Source organism: Arthrobacter sp. SO5 (assembly GCF_020532805.1).
Taxonomy (GTDB): Bacteria; Actinomycetota; Actinomycetes; order Actinomycetales; family Micrococcaceae; genus Arthrobacter.
In genome coordinates, this window is sequence record NZ_MQTQ01000065.1 from 104,690 (window position 1) to 118,701 (window position 14,012).

Annotated in this window: 13 protein-coding genes; all 13 read right to left on the minus strand. The window is 67.0% G+C overall.

Annotated elements, in window-relative coordinates:
* Positions 1–3: 3 nt before the first annotated feature.
* Positions 4–378, minus strand: a complete 375-nt coding sequence (locus BJG92_RS12335; protein WP_232084298.1) for an RNA polymerase-binding protein RbpA — start codon at positions 376–378, stop codon at positions 4–6.
* A gap of 120 nt (positions 379–498) precedes the next feature.
* Positions 499–756, minus strand: a complete 258-nt coding sequence (gene secG / locus BJG92_RS12340; RefSeq protein WP_232084299.1) for a preprotein translocase subunit SecG — start codon at positions 754–756, stop codon at positions 499–501.
* Between the two features lie 49 nt (positions 757–805).
* Positions 806–1,621 carry a triose-phosphate isomerase gene (gene tpiA / locus BJG92_RS12345; protein ID WP_232084300.1) on the minus strand — a complete coding sequence of 272 codons (816 nt, stop codon included), beginning with the start codon at positions 1,619–1,621 and terminating at the stop codon, positions 806–808.
* A gap of 81 nt (positions 1,622–1,702) precedes the next feature.
* Entirely contained in the window at positions 1,703–2,929 is a 1,227-nt protein-coding gene (gene pgk / locus BJG92_RS12350; RefSeq protein WP_232084301.1) for a phosphoglycerate kinase, read from the minus strand.
* A gap of 10 nt (positions 2,930–2,939) precedes the next feature.
* The gene (gene gap, locus BJG92_RS12355) at positions 2,940–3,950 is read right to left on the minus strand and encodes a type I glyceraldehyde-3-phosphate dehydrogenase (protein WP_232084302.1); all 1,011 of its coding nucleotides are present in this window, start codon (positions 3,948–3,950) and stop codon (positions 2,940–2,942) included.
* Between the two features lie 285 nt (positions 3,951–4,235).
* Positions 4,236–4,859, minus strand: a complete 624-nt coding sequence (locus BJG92_RS12360; protein ID WP_232084303.1) for a superoxide dismutase — start codon at positions 4,857–4,859, stop codon at positions 4,236–4,238.
* A 172-nt stretch (positions 4,860–5,031) separates the two neighbouring features.
* Positions 5,032–6,012, minus strand: a complete 981-nt coding sequence (whiA, locus tag BJG92_RS12365) for a DNA-binding protein WhiA (protein ID WP_232084304.1) — start codon at positions 6,010–6,012, stop codon at positions 5,032–5,034.
* Positions 6,013–6,022: 10 nt separating this feature from the next.
* Positions 6,023–7,042, minus strand: coding sequence for a uridine diphosphate-N-acetylglucosamine-binding protein YvcK (yvcK, locus tag BJG92_RS12370; RefSeq protein ID WP_232084305.1), 1,020 nt, complete (start codon positions 7,040–7,042; stop codon positions 6,023–6,025).
* On the minus strand, positions 7,042–7,965 hold the full coding sequence (gene rapZ, locus BJG92_RS12375) for an RNase adapter RapZ (protein ID WP_232084306.1): 924 nt from the start codon (positions 7,963–7,965) through the stop codon (positions 7,042–7,044). Before rapZ ends, yvcK begins: the two co-directional genes overlap by 1 nt.
* A gap of 136 nt (positions 7,966–8,101) precedes the next feature.
* Positions 8,102–10,111: an excinuclease ABC subunit UvrC gene (gene uvrC / locus BJG92_RS12380; RefSeq protein WP_232084307.1), complete on the minus strand. Its 2,010-nt coding sequence runs from the start codon at positions 10,109–10,111 to the stop codon at positions 8,102–8,104.
* Positions 10,112–10,199: 88 nt separating this feature from the next.
* Complete coding sequence (locus BJG92_RS12385; RefSeq protein WP_232084308.1) at positions 10,200–10,868, minus strand: 1-acyl-sn-glycerol-3-phosphate acyltransferase; 669 nt, start codon at positions 10,866–10,868, stop codon at positions 10,200–10,202.
* Positions 10,855–11,031: a hypothetical protein gene (locus BJG92_RS12390; RefSeq protein ID WP_232084309.1), complete on the minus strand. Its 177-nt coding sequence runs from the start codon at positions 11,029–11,031 to the stop codon at positions 10,855–10,857. Before BJG92_RS12390 ends, BJG92_RS12385 begins: the two co-directional genes overlap by 14 nt.
* A 132-nt stretch (positions 11,032–11,163) precedes the next feature.
* Positions 11,164–14,004: an excinuclease ABC subunit UvrA gene (gene uvrA / locus BJG92_RS12395; protein WP_232084310.1), complete on the minus strand. Its 2,841-nt coding sequence runs from the start codon at positions 14,002–14,004 to the stop codon at positions 11,164–11,166.
* Between the last annotated feature and the right edge of the window lie 8 nt (positions 14,005–14,012).

Genomic DNA, 14,012 nt, shown 5'->3' on the forward strand with positions numbered 1-14,012 from the left:
GTGCTACGGGAGGTTCCGGCTGGCCCGCAGTCTCTCCAGCGCTCCGGCCAGGACGTCTTCGGCGTCCTGGCTGGAGCGCCGTTCTTTGACGTAATCGAGGTGGCTTTTGTACCCCTCCGGTTGAATGTCCTCGAGGGCGAACTGCGACTCGTCCCGGGTGCCTGTGCCGCCGCAGTGGCGGCAGTCCCAGACGCCGGGGATCTGGTCCTCGGGAAGCTGGGCGAAAACGAGTGCCGTTTCGTGGCCCTTGGCGCACCAGTAGGAGACACGGATGCGGGGTTGCCGCGCCGCCGCCCCGTCCCGGGGTTCCTGGCGGGGCGAGGCCCCTTCGGTGGCTCCTACGCGGACGCCCTTGAATCCGGAGGCGGAATGCAGCATCGTGAACTCCTGGCTACTGAAGTGGTGGGTATGTGCACGCAATCAGCGCCAGTGTAGATCTTCAGTTCCCGATGCCGGGAGGGCCAAAAGGACCGCTTTTGACCCTTGTCGAAAGGCGTCCTAGGAGTCGGCGCCGGTGCTGAACCGCATGATCAGGCCCAGACCGATGATCACCAGGCCCCACGTGATGCCCAGGATGATCGTGAAGCGGTTCAGGTTCCGCTCGGCAACGCCGGAGGAGCTGAGTCCGGAGCTCATGCCGCCACCGAACATGTCCGACAGACCGCCGCCACGCCCCTTGTGGAGGAGGATGAGCAGGGTCAGCAGGAGACTGGTGATGCCCAGGAGAACCTGCAGAATGACATGAAGAACGTCCACGACGGCCTTTCAGAAGAATTGGATTGCGGGGGCCACGACTGTGTCCGGACTAATCCGTCAGCAGGTGACTCTCGAACCTGACAATATTAGCAAACTCGGCGGCATCCAGGCTGGCACCACCAACAAGCAATCCATCCACGTCGCGTTCGTGGAGGATGGACGCGGCGTTGCTGGCCTTGACCGAACCGCCGTAGAGGAGCCGGGTCTTGTTGGCGACGTCCGCGCCGAAGAGGGTGGCGAGCTCGGCGCGGATGGCGGCGCACATTTCCTGGGCGTCCCCGGGTCCGGCGACTTCGCCTGTTCCGATGGCCCAGACAGGCTCGTACGCGACCACAAGCTCGGCGGCCTGTTCCGGCGTGAGGCCGTCGACGCCGGCACGGAGCTGGGCGAGCGTGTGGTCAACGTGGGTGCCGGCCTGGCGGATCTCGAGGCCCTCGCCGACACAGAGTACCGGGGTGATGCCGTGCCGGAACGCGGCTTTGGTCTTGGCGTTGAGCAGCTCGTCGGTTTCGTGGTGGTGGGTGCGGCGTTCGCTGTGGCCGACCAGGACGTAACGGCAGCCGAGCTTGGACAGGAACTGGCCCGAGACTTCGCCGGTGTAGGCGCCGGAGTCGAACTGGGAGAGGTCCTGGCCGCCGTAGACGACTTTGAGTTCATCGCCCTGGACAAGCGTCTGGACGCCGCGGAGATCGGTGAACGGCGGGAACACGGCGACCTCCACCCGGCTGAAGTCGTGCTTGGCGTCGGACAGGGTCCAGGCCAGTTTCTGCAGGAGGGTGATGCCCTGGACGTGGTCCATGTTCATCTTCCAGTTTCCCGCGATGAAGGGCGTGCGGCCGAAGGTGCCGTTAGTTGACGTAGTCACGTGGTCTCCAAAAAATTCGTTGCAGTGGAACAGCCGGCAGGGCGCCCAGTCCGGAGACAGGCGCCCCGCCTGCTGGCGGGTCTAGCGGTCCAGGACGCTCAATCCGGGGAGTTCCTTGCCTTCAAGGTACTCAAGGCTGGCGCCGCCGCCGGTGGAAATGTGCCCGAACTGGTCATCGGCGAAGCCGAGGGTCCGGACCGCAGCGGCGGAGTCGCCGCCGCCCACGACGGTGAACGCTTCCGTCTCCGTGAGCGCCTGGGCGATGGCCCGGGTGCCGGCGGCGAAGGCGGGGAACTCGAAGACGCCCATGGGTCCGTTCCAGAACACCGTCCTGGCGCCCCTGATCCGTGCCGCGAAGGCCGCCGCCGATTCCGGACCGATGTCCAGGCCGATCCCCTGGGCTCCGAAGCTGCTGCCCTCGATGGCGTCCGCACGGACCGTTTCGTAGTCCGCGTCCGCGGCGAACGTGCCGGCCACCACGACGTCGGTGGGAACCACGAATTCAGTCCCGGCGTCCGCAGCGCGCTTGAGATAGTCCTGGACGACCGGGATCTGGTCCGCTTCCAGCAGGCTGCCGGCCACCTTGTGGCCGGCAGCTGCGAGGAAGGTGAACAGCATGCCGCCGCCGACCAGGATGGTGTCTGCCTTGCCGATGAGGTTCTCGATCACGGCCAGCTTGTCCGAGACCTTGGAACCGCCCAGCACCACCACGTAGGGCCGCTGGGTGTCGGTGGTGAGCTTGCGGAGCACCTCGACTTCGGTGCGGACGAGGTCGCCCTGGTAGGACGGCAGCCGGGTCGCGACGTCGTACACGCTGGCATGCCTGCGGTGCACGGCGCCAAAGGCGTCGTCCACGAAGGCGCCGTGGGAACCGGTGAGGGCCACGAGCTCATCCGCGAACGCGCCGCGCTCGGCGTCGTCCTTGGAGGTCTCGCGGGCGTCGAAGCGCACGTTCTCCAGCACCAGGGCCTCGCCGTCCTGCAGCGCCGCAGCCGATGCCTTGGCGGAGCCGCCGACGGTGTCTTTCGCGAGGGAGACCTTGAAGGAGGCAAGCTCGGCGAGCCGCGCCACGGCGGGCGTGAGCGAGTACTTGTCCTCAGGCGCCCCCTTGGGACGGCCGAGGTGTGCTGTGACCAGCACGCGGGCGCCGGCGTCCGTGAGCTTCGCAAGCACTGGCAGGGAGGCCTTGATGCGGCCGTCGTCAGTCACTGAAGAGCCGTCGAGCGGCACGTTCAGGTCACTTCTGACCAGAACGTACCGCCCGCGGACACCATCAGCGATCAGTTCGTCGAGGGTGTGGAATGTCATGAGTCTTACCCTAGCCCAGCTTGGCTGCGACAAGCTCCGTGAGGTCCACGAGGCGGTTGGAGTAGCCCCATTCGTTGTCATACCAGGAAACGACCTTGACCTGGTTGCCGATCACCTTGGTCAGGCCGGAGTCGAAGATCGAGGACGCCGGGTCCCCGACGATATCCGAGGAGACGATGGGCTCATCGGTGTACGTCAGCAGGCCCTTGAGCTCTGCGGTCTCGGAGGCTGCCTTGAGGGCGGCGTTGACTTCCGCGACGGTGGTCTCGCGGGACACGGTGACCGTCAGGTCCGTTGCGGAACCGGTCGGGACCGGCACGCGGATGGCGTAGCCATCGAGCTTGCCCTTGAGCGCCGGCAGGACCAGGCCAATCGCCTTGGCCGCACCCGTGGAGGTGGGGACCATGTTGATGGCTGCTGCGCGGGCCCGGCGGAGGTCCTTGTGCGGTCCGTCCTGCAGGTTCTGGTCGGCGGTGTAGGCGTGGATCGTGGTCATGAGGCCGCGCTCGATGCCGAAGGAGTCGTTGATGACCTTGGCCAGCGGGCCGAGGCAGTTGGTGGTGCACGAGGCGTTGGAGATGATGTGGTGCGCGGCCGGATCGTAGAGGCCTTCGTTGACGCCCATCACGATCGTGATGTCCTCGTCCGAGGCGGGGGCGGAGATCAGGACCTTCTTGGCGCCGGCGTCGATGTGCTTCTGCGCATCGGCGGCCTTGGTGAAGAAGCCGGTGGACTCGATCACGATGTCGACGCCCAGCTCGCCCCAGGGCAGCTTGGCGGGATCGCGCTCGGCGAGCACCTTGACGGTCTTGCCGTCGACGACGATGTTGCCGTCCTTGACCTCAATGGTTTCCTGGAGACGGCCCCCGACGGAGTCGTACTTGAAGAGGTGGGCGAGGGCTTCCGGGCTGGTGAGGTCGTTGACCGCAACGATCTCCAGGTCCGCGCCCTGCGCGAGTGCGGCGCGGAAGTAGTTGCGGCCAATACGGCCGAAGCCGTTAATACCAATTCGGGTGGTCACGTTTCAGTCTCCTTGGTGCTCTTGCAAGCACGACTAGTTGAGAAGGCGCTCAAGCCAACTAACAGATCCCGCACGCCATTGGGCAGAGATGATTTACAGATCGGAGGGCGACCAGCCACATTGCTGAAGGCTAGCCGCCTTCCGTGACCCATCTTACGTTTATGTTGGCCGGACCCCGCAATTGCGGGGTCCGGCCGTCCGCGATGCGGGCCAAACGGCGCGGGTTATGAACTTTGTTACATTTTTGCCCGGTGCATCACGCAGCGGGCACGCAAGCCGGGCTGCCTAGAGGGTGATGAGTCCGGTGGCGTTTTTACGCGCCGCCTCGAAACGCCGGGCGACGTCGGCCCAGTTGACGATGTTCCAGAACGCCTTGACGTAGTCGGCCTTGACGTTGACGTAGTCCAGGTAGAAGGCGTGCTCCCACATGTCCAGCATCAGCAGCGGGGTGGTGCCCACGGCGACGTTGCCCTGCTGGTCGTAGAGCTGCTCAATGACCAGGTTGCCGCCGATCGGCTCGTAGGCCAGGAAGGCCCAGCCGGAGCCCTGCAGGGCCAGGGCGGCCGCGCTGAAGTGCGCGCGGAAGGCATCGAAAGAGCCGAAGGCGTCGTCGATCGCTGCCGCGAGTTCGCCCTCGGGCTTGTCGCCGCCGTCCGGGGAGAGGTTCTTCCAGAACACGGAGTGGTTGATGTGCCCGCCGGTGTGGAACGCGAGGTCCTTGGAGAGACGGTTGATGTTGGCGAAGTCGCCCTTCCCGCGCGCCTCGGCGAGCTGGGCGAGGGCGTTGTTGGCCCCGGCCACGTACGCAGCGTGGTGCTTGCTGTGGTGCAGCTCCATGATCCGTGCGGAAATGTGCGGCTCCAGCGCTGCATAGTCATAGCTGAGGTCTGGCAGTACGTACTCGGTCACAAAATCCTCCAATGTCGTGGACAGGTTGTCCGGTTGGTAACTCTCGGATTGTGCATCCGGATGGGTTGGCACCCGGAAGTCTCTGGATCGGGATCCATTGCGCATAGCCGCCGGTGGCCCTGAGGTATTCCCCGCCGCCGGATCCGATTCTTCCCGGTGATCCCGGGGACGGCTACTCGTCCAGCATTTCCGCCGTGACATTGGCCTCCGTGCCGGGGATGCCGAGGTCCTGGGCCTTCTTGTCCGCCATGGCGAGCAGCCGGCGGATCCGCCCGGCGATGGCGTCCTTGGTCATGACCGGATCGGCGAGGCGACCGAGTTCGTCCAGGCTCGCCTGCTTATGGGCCACCCGGAGCTCGCCGGCGTACTTGAGATGGTCCGGGACGTCGTCGCCGAGGATCTCCAGGGCGCGGTCCACCCGGGCGCCGGCGGCGACGGCGGCCTGCGCGGAACGGCGAAGGTTGGCGTCGTCGAAGTTGGCCAGCCGGTTCGCGGTGGCACGGACTTCCTTGCGCATGCGCCGCTCCTCCCAGACCATGAGCGCGTCGTGGGCACCCATCCGGGTGAGCAGCGCGGCGATCGTATCGCCGTCGCGGATCACCACGCGGTCCACTCCCCGGACCTCGCGAGCCTTGGCCTGGATGCCGAGGCGGCGGGCCGCACCGACCAGGGCCAGGGCGGACTCGGGACCCGGGCAGGTGACCTCCATAGCGGAGGACCGGCCCGGCTCGGTCAGCGAGCCGTGCGCCAGGAACGCCCCTCGCCAGACGGCCTCGGCGTCGGCGGCGGAGCCGTTCACCACCACTGAGGGGAGGCCGCGGACCGGGCGTCCCCGGGCGTCGAGCAGGCCGGTCTGGCGGGCTAGGGCCTCGCCGTCGCGCACCACCCGGACCACGTAGCGGCTGCCGCGGCGCAGCCCGCCGCCGGAGACGACGATGATCTCGCTCTGGTGCCCGTAGACCTCGGCGATGGCGGCCCGGAGCCGCCGCGCGGTGGAGGCGAGGTCGACTTCGGCCTCGATCACGATCCGGCCCGAGATGATGTGCAGTCCGCCGGCGAAGCGGAGCATGGCGGAGACTTCAGCCTTGCGGACCGAGGACTTCTTGATGTCCAGCCGGGACAGTTCTTCCTTGACTGATGCTGTCAGTGCCATGGCACCTTTCCTACCTGTTCCCGAAAATGTCGTGGTACGCCGTTGCCAGACGCAGCGGGTCGTGGATCGGCCGGCGGCTCGACGCCCCCACTTTACCCAAGACCACCTCGGCTCCGAGCATCGCGGCGGCCGCTTCGAAGTCCGGGAGGTCCGGTACCGAGGCGGGGTCGGCGAGGACGACGTCGATCGTGAAGCCCGGCGCGTACTCCCGCAGCACCCGCAGATGGTCCGCGGCGGACATGCCCAGGGTCTCCTTCGTGTCCGTGGCGAGGTTCATGGTGAGGCAGCGCCGGGCGGCCGTGCTGCAGAGCGCTTCCCGCATCTCCGGGAGCAGCAGGTGCGGCAGCACGGAGGTGTACCAGGAGCCCGGGCCCAGGATCACCCAGTCGGCCAGTTCGATCGCCGTCAGCGCCTCGATGCAGGCGGGGGCGTCCTCCGGCAGCAGCCGGACGTGTTCCAGGGAACCGGCGACGGCGCATTTCGCCTGGCCGGTGAGGGTCTGCAGTTCGCTGCTGCCGTCAGGTGCGGTGACCCGGACCTGCCCTTCAATGGTGAGCGGGATGCTGGACATCGGCAGGACCTCGCCGCGGGCGCCCAGGAGCGCGCCCGCCCATTTGAGGCCTGCCACGGTGTCGCCCAGGAGCTCCCAGAGCGTGACGATCAGCAGGTTGCCCATGGCGTGCTCGTCGAGGGAGCCGCCGCGGCCCTTGCCGGGCGCGAAGCGGTGCTGCATGACGTCGCGCCAGGTCCGGCCCCAATCCGTGTCGTCACACAGCGCGGACAACGCCATGCGCAGGTCCCCCGGCGGCAGGACGCCGTATTCCTCGCGGAGCCGGCCGGAGGAGCCGCCGTCGTCCGCGACGGTGACGATGGCGGTCAGCTCGGAGGTGAGCAGGCGCAGGGCGGACAGTGAGGCGGAGAGGCCGTGGCCGCCGCCGAGCGCGACGACGGAGGGGCCCTTGTCCTGCTGGCTGGCGAACGCCGCACTGGCGGGCGGGACGAGGGGCAGCGGCCCGGTGAGCAGTGCCATTATTCCCGGCCCAGGTCCCGGTGAGTGGTGGTTACGGTGACTCGCGGATACTGGGCGAGCCGGCGGGAGAGTTCGACGGCGACGGCCACTGAGCGGTGCTTGCCGCCGGTGCAGCCGACGGCGATGGTCGCGTAGTGCTTGTTCTCGCGCCGATAGCCGTCCAGTACCGGTTCGAGGGCCAGGACGTAGCGCTCGACAAAGTTGCTGACGCCCTGGGCCTCAAGCACGTAGTCGCTGACGTCCTTGTCCAGGCCGGTGTGGGGACGCAGTGCCGGAACCCAGTGCGGGTTGGGAATGAAGCGGGCGTCCGCGACGAAGTTCGCGTCCACCGGAAGGCCGTATTTGAAGCCGAAGCTCATGACGTTCAGCCTGAGCGCCACGGGCCCGGTTTCGCTGAACAGTTCGGTGATGGCGGTGGCGAGGCCGTGGACGTTCAGGGCCGACGTGTCGAGCACGATGTCGGCGGAAGTGCGGAGTTCGTGCAGCAGTTCGCGTTCCGCGGCGATGCCGTCGAGGATCCGGCCGCCGCCCTGCAGCGGGTGGGGGCGCCGGCCCTGTTCGAAGCGGCGGACCAGCACGTCGTCGTTCGCGTCGAGGAACAGCACCCGGAATCCGACGCCGCTGGCCTCGAGGTTGCGCAGGGCGGCGCGGATGTCGGCGAACAGTTCCTTGCTGCGGACATCCATCACGACGGCCAACTTGGAGATGGAGCCCGGTGCGTGGGACACGATCTCCGCAAGCGTGCCGAGCATCTGCGGCGGGAGGTTTTCCACGACGTACCAGCCGTGGTCCTCCAGGGCATCCGCCGCTGTGCTCCGGCCGGCGCCCGACATGCCGGTCACGACGAGCAGCTCCGCCTCAACGGGTTTGACGGGCGTCATGCCGTCCGTATCCGCGCCGGATCCTGCCGTCGAGTCTGCCATCAGTGAAGCCCCATTCTGGTGTGCGATTCTGTACTGTCCCTGCGTGTGTCCTGCCGGGATTCCGCCGCGCGGTGCGTCCTGCCCCCGCGCGTGCCGTTTCCCAAGTCCTTACCCTAGCCAAGTTTGCCGGAGCTAGCTAAGTTTCGAGGATTTCACCGGTGGTCATGTTGATGGCGGGCACAGTGGCGGCGCCATCGCCGTCGTCGGAGTTGAAGTGCCGGACGATCGCGGCAGCCAGCGACGGTCCGATCCCCTTGGCACCGGTGAGCTCCTCAGCCGTGGCCGCCTTGATGCTCTTGACCGAGCCGAACTCGGCCAGCAGCGCTTTGCGCTTGGAGTCACCGAGCCCGGGCACGCCGTCAAGGGCGGACACGGTCATGGCCTTGCCGCGCTTCTGCCGGTGGAAGGAGATGGCGAAGCGGTGGGCCTCGTCGCGGATGCGCTGCAGCAGGTACAGGCCGGCGGAGGCGCGCGGGAGGATGACGGGGAAGTCGCTGTCCGGCAGCCAGACCTCCTCGAGCCGTTTGGCCAGGCCCACGACGTAGACGTCTTCGATGCCGAGTTCGGCCAGGGCCCGCGCCGCGGCGTTCACCTGGGGCTTGCCGCCGTCGACCACCACGAGGTTCGGCGGGTAGGCGAACTTACTCCGGGGCGCGGGCGTCGTGGTGTCCGCTACCGCCACCGCCGCGGCGGCCTCCAGCGAGGCCTGGTGCCCGGGTTTCCGGGCCGCTTCCGCCAACCCGGCCTGCTCCTGGAGGTAGTTCCGGAAGCGTCGGGTCAGGACGTCATGCATGGCGGCCGTGTCGTCGTTCGCGGCGGCGCCGGTGACGGAGAACTTCCGGTAGTCGGATTTCTTCGGCAGCCCGTCCTCGACCACCACCATGGAACCGACCACATTCGTGCCCTGGACGTGGGAGATGTCGAAGCATTCGATCCGCATCAGCGCGACCGGCAACTCCAGCGCCTCCTGGAGTTCCTGGAGGGCCTGGGACCTCAACGTCAGGTCGCCGGCGCGCCGGGACTTGTGCAGCTTCAGGGCGTGTTCGGCGTTCTCCCGGACGGTGGACAGCAGGGCGGCCTTGTCGCCGCGCTGCGGGACGCGGATATCCACCCGGGCTCCGCGCAGCCCGCTCAGCCATTCCGCGAGCTCGGGGGCGTTGCTGGGTTCGGCCGGGACCAGGACTTCGCGGGGCAGCCGGCCCTGGATTCCGGCCTCGTCCCCGTAGACCTGCTGGAGAAGGTGCTCCACCAGGTCCGGGGTGGTGGAATCCTCGACCTTTTCCACCACCCAGCCGCGCTGGCCTCGGATGCGGCCGCCGCGGACGTGGAAGACCTGCACCGCGGCTTCGAGCTCGTCCTCGTGCAGGGCAAAGACGTCGGCGTCGGTGCCCTCGGCCAGGACCACGGCGTTGCGTTCGAAGACCTTCTTCAGCGCGACGATGTCGTCGCGGATCCGGGCAGCCCGCTCGTAGTCCAGCTCTGCGACGGCGGCGGCCATGTCTTTTTCCAGCCTCGCGACGAACGGCTTGGCTTCGCCGCCCATGAAGGTGCAGAAGTCCTCCGCCAGTGCACGGTGGTCCTCCGCCGAGATGCGGCTGACGCAAGGCGCCGCGCACTTGTCGATGTAGCCCAGCAGACAGGGCCGCCCGCTGGCCTCCGCCCGCTTCAGGACACCGGCGCTGCAGCTGCGGACCGGAAAGACACGCAGGAGGGTGTCCATGGTGTCGCGGATGGCGCCGGCCGTGAACGGGCCGAAGTAGCGGGTGCCTTTGCGCCGCTCCCCGCGCAGGACCTGGACGCGGGGGTACTTCTCCGCCATGGTCACAGCGAGGTACGGGTAGCTTTTGTCGTCCCGGAACATCACGTTGAAACGGGGTTTGAACTCTTTGATCCAGGTGTACTCGAGCTGGAGGGACTCCAGTTCGCTGCCGACGACCGTCCATTCGACGCTGCTGGCGGTGTGGACCATCGCAAACGTCTTGGGCAGCAGGCCGCCGGGGTTCGCGAAGTAGGAGTTCAGCCGGGATCGTAGGTTCTTGGCCTTGCCGACGTAGATGACCTGGCCGTGCGGGTCGCGGAAGCGGTACACGCCCGGATTGGTCGGAATCTCACCCGTCTGGGGTCGGTAACTCGCTGGATCTGCCACAGTTCAAGTCTACTGAGCCGCCGGGGGTGGGCCGGACACCGGCCCGGTCACGGGACCCGTCACGGGGCCGCAGGGCACCCCGTCCGGGTTACTCGACGGCCTTGCTCTGGTTGTAGCTGGTGGAGCGTTCCTGGCCGCTCAGCTCCGCGATCGCATCCATGATGCGGTCAGTGACGTGGCGTCGTGCCGGGAGTGAATGATCCGGTCCGGTCTTCTCGAAGTAGAGCGGCTGGCCCACCTTCAGCGTGAAGTGCTGCGGCTTGACCGACTTGCTGTCCGCCGGCTGCAGGTGCTCGGTGCCGATCAGGCCGACCGGTATGACCGGGGCGCCCGTCGTCAGGGCAAGCCAGCCGACGCCGGTGCGGCCGCGGTAAAGGATGCCGTCGCGGGAGCGGGTGCCCTCCGGGTAGATACCCACGCCTTTGCCGGAATCCAGGATTTCCAGCAGGGTCTTGAGCGCCTGCACACTGGCAGCCTGCTCACCGCGCTCCACCGGGATGGAGCCCACCGCTTCGAAGAAGGACTTCATGACCCTGCCCTTGACGCCGGCGGTGGTGAAGTACTCGGCTTTGGCGAAGAACGCGACGGGCCGGGGCATCAGGGCCTGGACGATCACACTGTCCAGGAAGGAGAGGTGGTTGGGTGCCACGATGAACGGGCCCGTCTTGGGCACGTTCTCGAGTCCGATGACTGTGGGGCGGCACGTCGAGGTGACCAGCCCGCGGGTGGTCCAGCGGATTGCGTCAAACATTGCCATGGGCGTGCACCTCTTTCGGGGTCATCGGAGTCTTCAGGGTCATCGGGGTCATCGGGGTCTTCAGGGCCGGGGTCAGCGCCGCGATTCCGTCCGCTCTCCCCTGCGACGGATCGACAAGAGTGCCGTTTGGGTCGAGGATCACGGGCACTGTTGTATGCGTCACCGGCTTAGTTTCTCACGAGTGCACCAGTGCCAGAAAACCTGCATTCCCCGCACGGAATACTTCAGCGGATCCTGCCCCCCGGCACGCCCGCCGGATCGCCCCGCCGGCGTCAGGCCGGCACACCCGCCGGCGTCAGGCCAGGATGTCGGCGAGGAAGGCCGCCGTGTGGCTCTCCGTCGATTTGGCCACCTGCTCCGGCGTGCCGGAGGCGACGATCCGGCCGCCGCCGGATCCGCCGTCGGGCCCGAGATCGACGATCCAGTCGGCGCTCTTGATGACGTCGAGGTTGTGCTCGATCGTGATGACGGTGTTGCCCTTGTCCACGAGGCCCTGGAGGACCAGGAGCAGCTTGCGGATGTCCTCGAAGTGCAGGCCCGTGGTGGGCTCATCCAGCACGTAGATGCTGCGGCCGTTGGAGCGCTTCTGCAGTTCGGCGGCGAGCTTCACGCGCTGGGCCTCGCCGCCGGAGAGCGTGGTAGCGGGCTGGCCAAGCCGGACATAGCCGAGGCCGACGTCGACCAGGGTGCTCAGGTGCCGGGCGATCGGTGAGAACGCCGCGAAGAACTCCGCGCCTTCCTCAATCGGCATGTTCAGCACATCGGCAATCGTCTTGCCCTTGTAGTGGACCTCCAGGGTTTCCCGGTTGTACCGGGCACCGTGGCAGACCTCGCAGGGCACGTAGACGTCCGGCAGGAAGTTCATTTCGATCTTCAGCGTGCCGTCACCGGAGCATGCCTCGCAGCGGCCGCCCTTGACGTTGAACGAGAACCTGCCCGGCAGGTAACCGCGGACCTTGGCCTCGGTGGTCTCGGCGAAAAGCTTGCGGATGTTGTCGAAGACGCCCGTGTACGTTGCGGGGTTCGAGCGCGGGGTCCGGCCGATGGGGCTCTGGTCCACGTGCACCACCTTGTCGAGGTGCTCGAGGCCCTGGATGGATTTGTGCCGCCCGGCGACCTGCTTGGCGCCGTTGAGCTTGTTGGCCAGCACCTTGTACAGGATCTCGTTGACCAGCGTGGACTTGCCGGAGCCGCTGACGCCGGTGACAGCGGTGAGGAGGCCCAGCGGGAAGGTGGCATCCACGTTCAGGAGGTTGTTCTCCTTGGCGCCGACAACCTTCAGCTCACGCTTCTTGTCGTATTTGCGGCGCTTCTTGGGGATCTCGATCTTCCGGCGGCCGGAGAGGTAATCGCCGGTCAGGGATTCCGTGTTCTCCAGCAGCTCCTTGTAGGAGCCGGAGTGCACCACCATGCCACCGTGTTCGCCGGCGCCGGGCCCGATGTCCACTACCCAGTCGGCTTCCTGGATGGTGTCCTCATCGTGTTCGACCACGATCAGGGTGTTGCCGAGGTCCCGCAGCCGGGTGAGCGTTTCGATGAGCCGGCGGTTGTCCCGCTGGTGCAGGCCGATGGACGGCTCGTCCAGGACGTACAGCACCCCCACCAGTCCGGAACCGATCTGGGTGGCGAGCCGGATGCGCTGGGCTTCGCCGCCGGAGAGGGTGCCGGAGGGCCGTTCCAGGTTCAGGTATTCCAGGCCGACGTCGAGCAGGAACGTCAGCCGGGCCTGGATCTCCTTGAGCACCTGGTTGGCGATCTGCGCCTCGCGGCCCGTGAGCACGAGATTATCGAGGAAATGCGCGCATTCGCGCATGGGCAGGGCGGCGACCTCGGCAATGTTCCTGCCGTTGATCAGCACCGAGAGCGACGCCGGGTTCAGCCGGGCGCCGTTGCAGACCGGGCAGGGAATCTGCCGCATGTATTCCTCGTAGCGGTCCCGGGCCTTGTCCGAGTCGGTTTCGAGGTGCTTGCGGTGGACGTACTGGATGACGCCTTCGAAGCCGGTGCTGTATTTGCGTTCCCGGCCGAAGCGGTTGCGGTACTGCACCACCACCTTGTGGTCTTTGCCGTGCAGCACCGTCTGGCGGATGTCCTCGGAAAGGTTATCCCACGGGGTCTTCATCGAGAAGCCGAGTTCCTTGGCGAGGCCGCCGAGCAGCCGGTTCCAGTACTCCGTCGTCGCCGTGCCGAGGGACCACGGGGCGATGGCGCCTTCCGCGAGGGAGAGTTCCCCGTTCGGGATGATGAGTTCCTCATCGACTTCCAGCTTCGTGCCGATGCCGCTGCACGCGGAGCAGGCGCCGAAGGGGTTGTTGAAGGAGAAGGAGCGGGGTTCGATCTCGTCGATCGCGAGCGGGTGCTCGTTGGGGCAGGCGAGGTGTTCCGAGAAGGCCCTGATCCGTTCGGGGTCGTCAGCTTCGAGGTCGACAAACTCGGCGAGGACCCTGCCCTCGGCAAGCCCGAGAGCGGTTTCCACCGAATCCGTGAGGCGCTGGCTGATGCCCTCCTTGACCACTAGGCGGTCCACCACCACTTCGATGGTGTGCTTGAACTGCTTGCCCAGCTTGGGCGGATCACTGAGCTGGACCAGCTTTTCATCCACCCGTGCCCGCGAGTAGCCCTTGGCGGTGAGTTCCTTGAACAGTTCGACGAATTCGCCCTTGCGGCCGCGGACCACGGGGGCCAGGACCTGGAAGCGGGTGCCCTCCGGCAGTTCCAGCAACTGGTCCACGATCTGCTGCGGGGTCTGCTTCGCGACGGGCTCTCCGCAGACGGGGCAGTGCGGGCGGCCGACGCGGGCCCACAGGAGGCGCATGTAGTCGTAGATCTCGGTGATGGTGCCCACAGTGGAGCGCGGGTTCTTGCTCGTGGACTTCTGGTCGATCGACACCGCGGGCGAGAGGCCTTCGATGAAGTCGACGTCGGGCTTGTCCACCTGGCCCAGGAACTGCCGGGCGTAGGCGGAGAGCGATTCGACGTAGCGGCGCTGGCCCTCGGCGAAAATCGTGTCGAAGGCCAAGGAGGACTTGCCCGAGCCGGACAGGCCGGTGAAGACGATCATGGAGTCGCGCGGCAGGTCCAGGTCCACGTTGCGGAGGTTGTGTTCGCGTGCGCCCTTGACCACCAGCCGGGACATGTCCGGAC

Bases quoted from the DNA above. Each gene is read 5' to 3' on its own strand.
- yvcK (WP_232084305.1), bottom strand. From the start codon at position 7,042: ATGGCACTGCTCACCGGGCCGCTGCCCCTCGTCCCGCCCGCCAGTGCG.
- pgk (WP_232084301.1), bottom strand. From the start codon at position 2,929: ATGACATTCCACACCCTCGACGAACTGATCGCTGATGGTGTCCGCGGG.
- whiA (WP_232084304.1), bottom strand. From the start codon at position 6,012: ATGGCACTGACAGCATCAGTCAAGGAAGAACTGTCCCGGCTGGACATC.
- rapZ (WP_232084306.1), bottom strand. From the start codon at position 7,965: ATGGCAGACTCGACGGCAGGATCCGGCGCGGATACGGACGGCATGACG.
- uvrA (WP_232084310.1), bottom strand. From the start codon at position 14,004: ATGTCCCGGCTGGTGGTCAAGGGCGCACGCGAACACAACCTCCGCAAC.
- BJG92_RS12385 (WP_232084308.1), bottom strand. From the start codon at position 10,868: ATGGCAATGTTTGACGCAATCCGCTGGACCACCCGCGGGCTGGTCACC.
- BJG92_RS12335 (WP_232084298.1), bottom strand. From the start codon at position 378: ATGCTGCATTCCGCCTCCGGATTCAAGGGCGTCCGCGTAGGAGCCACC.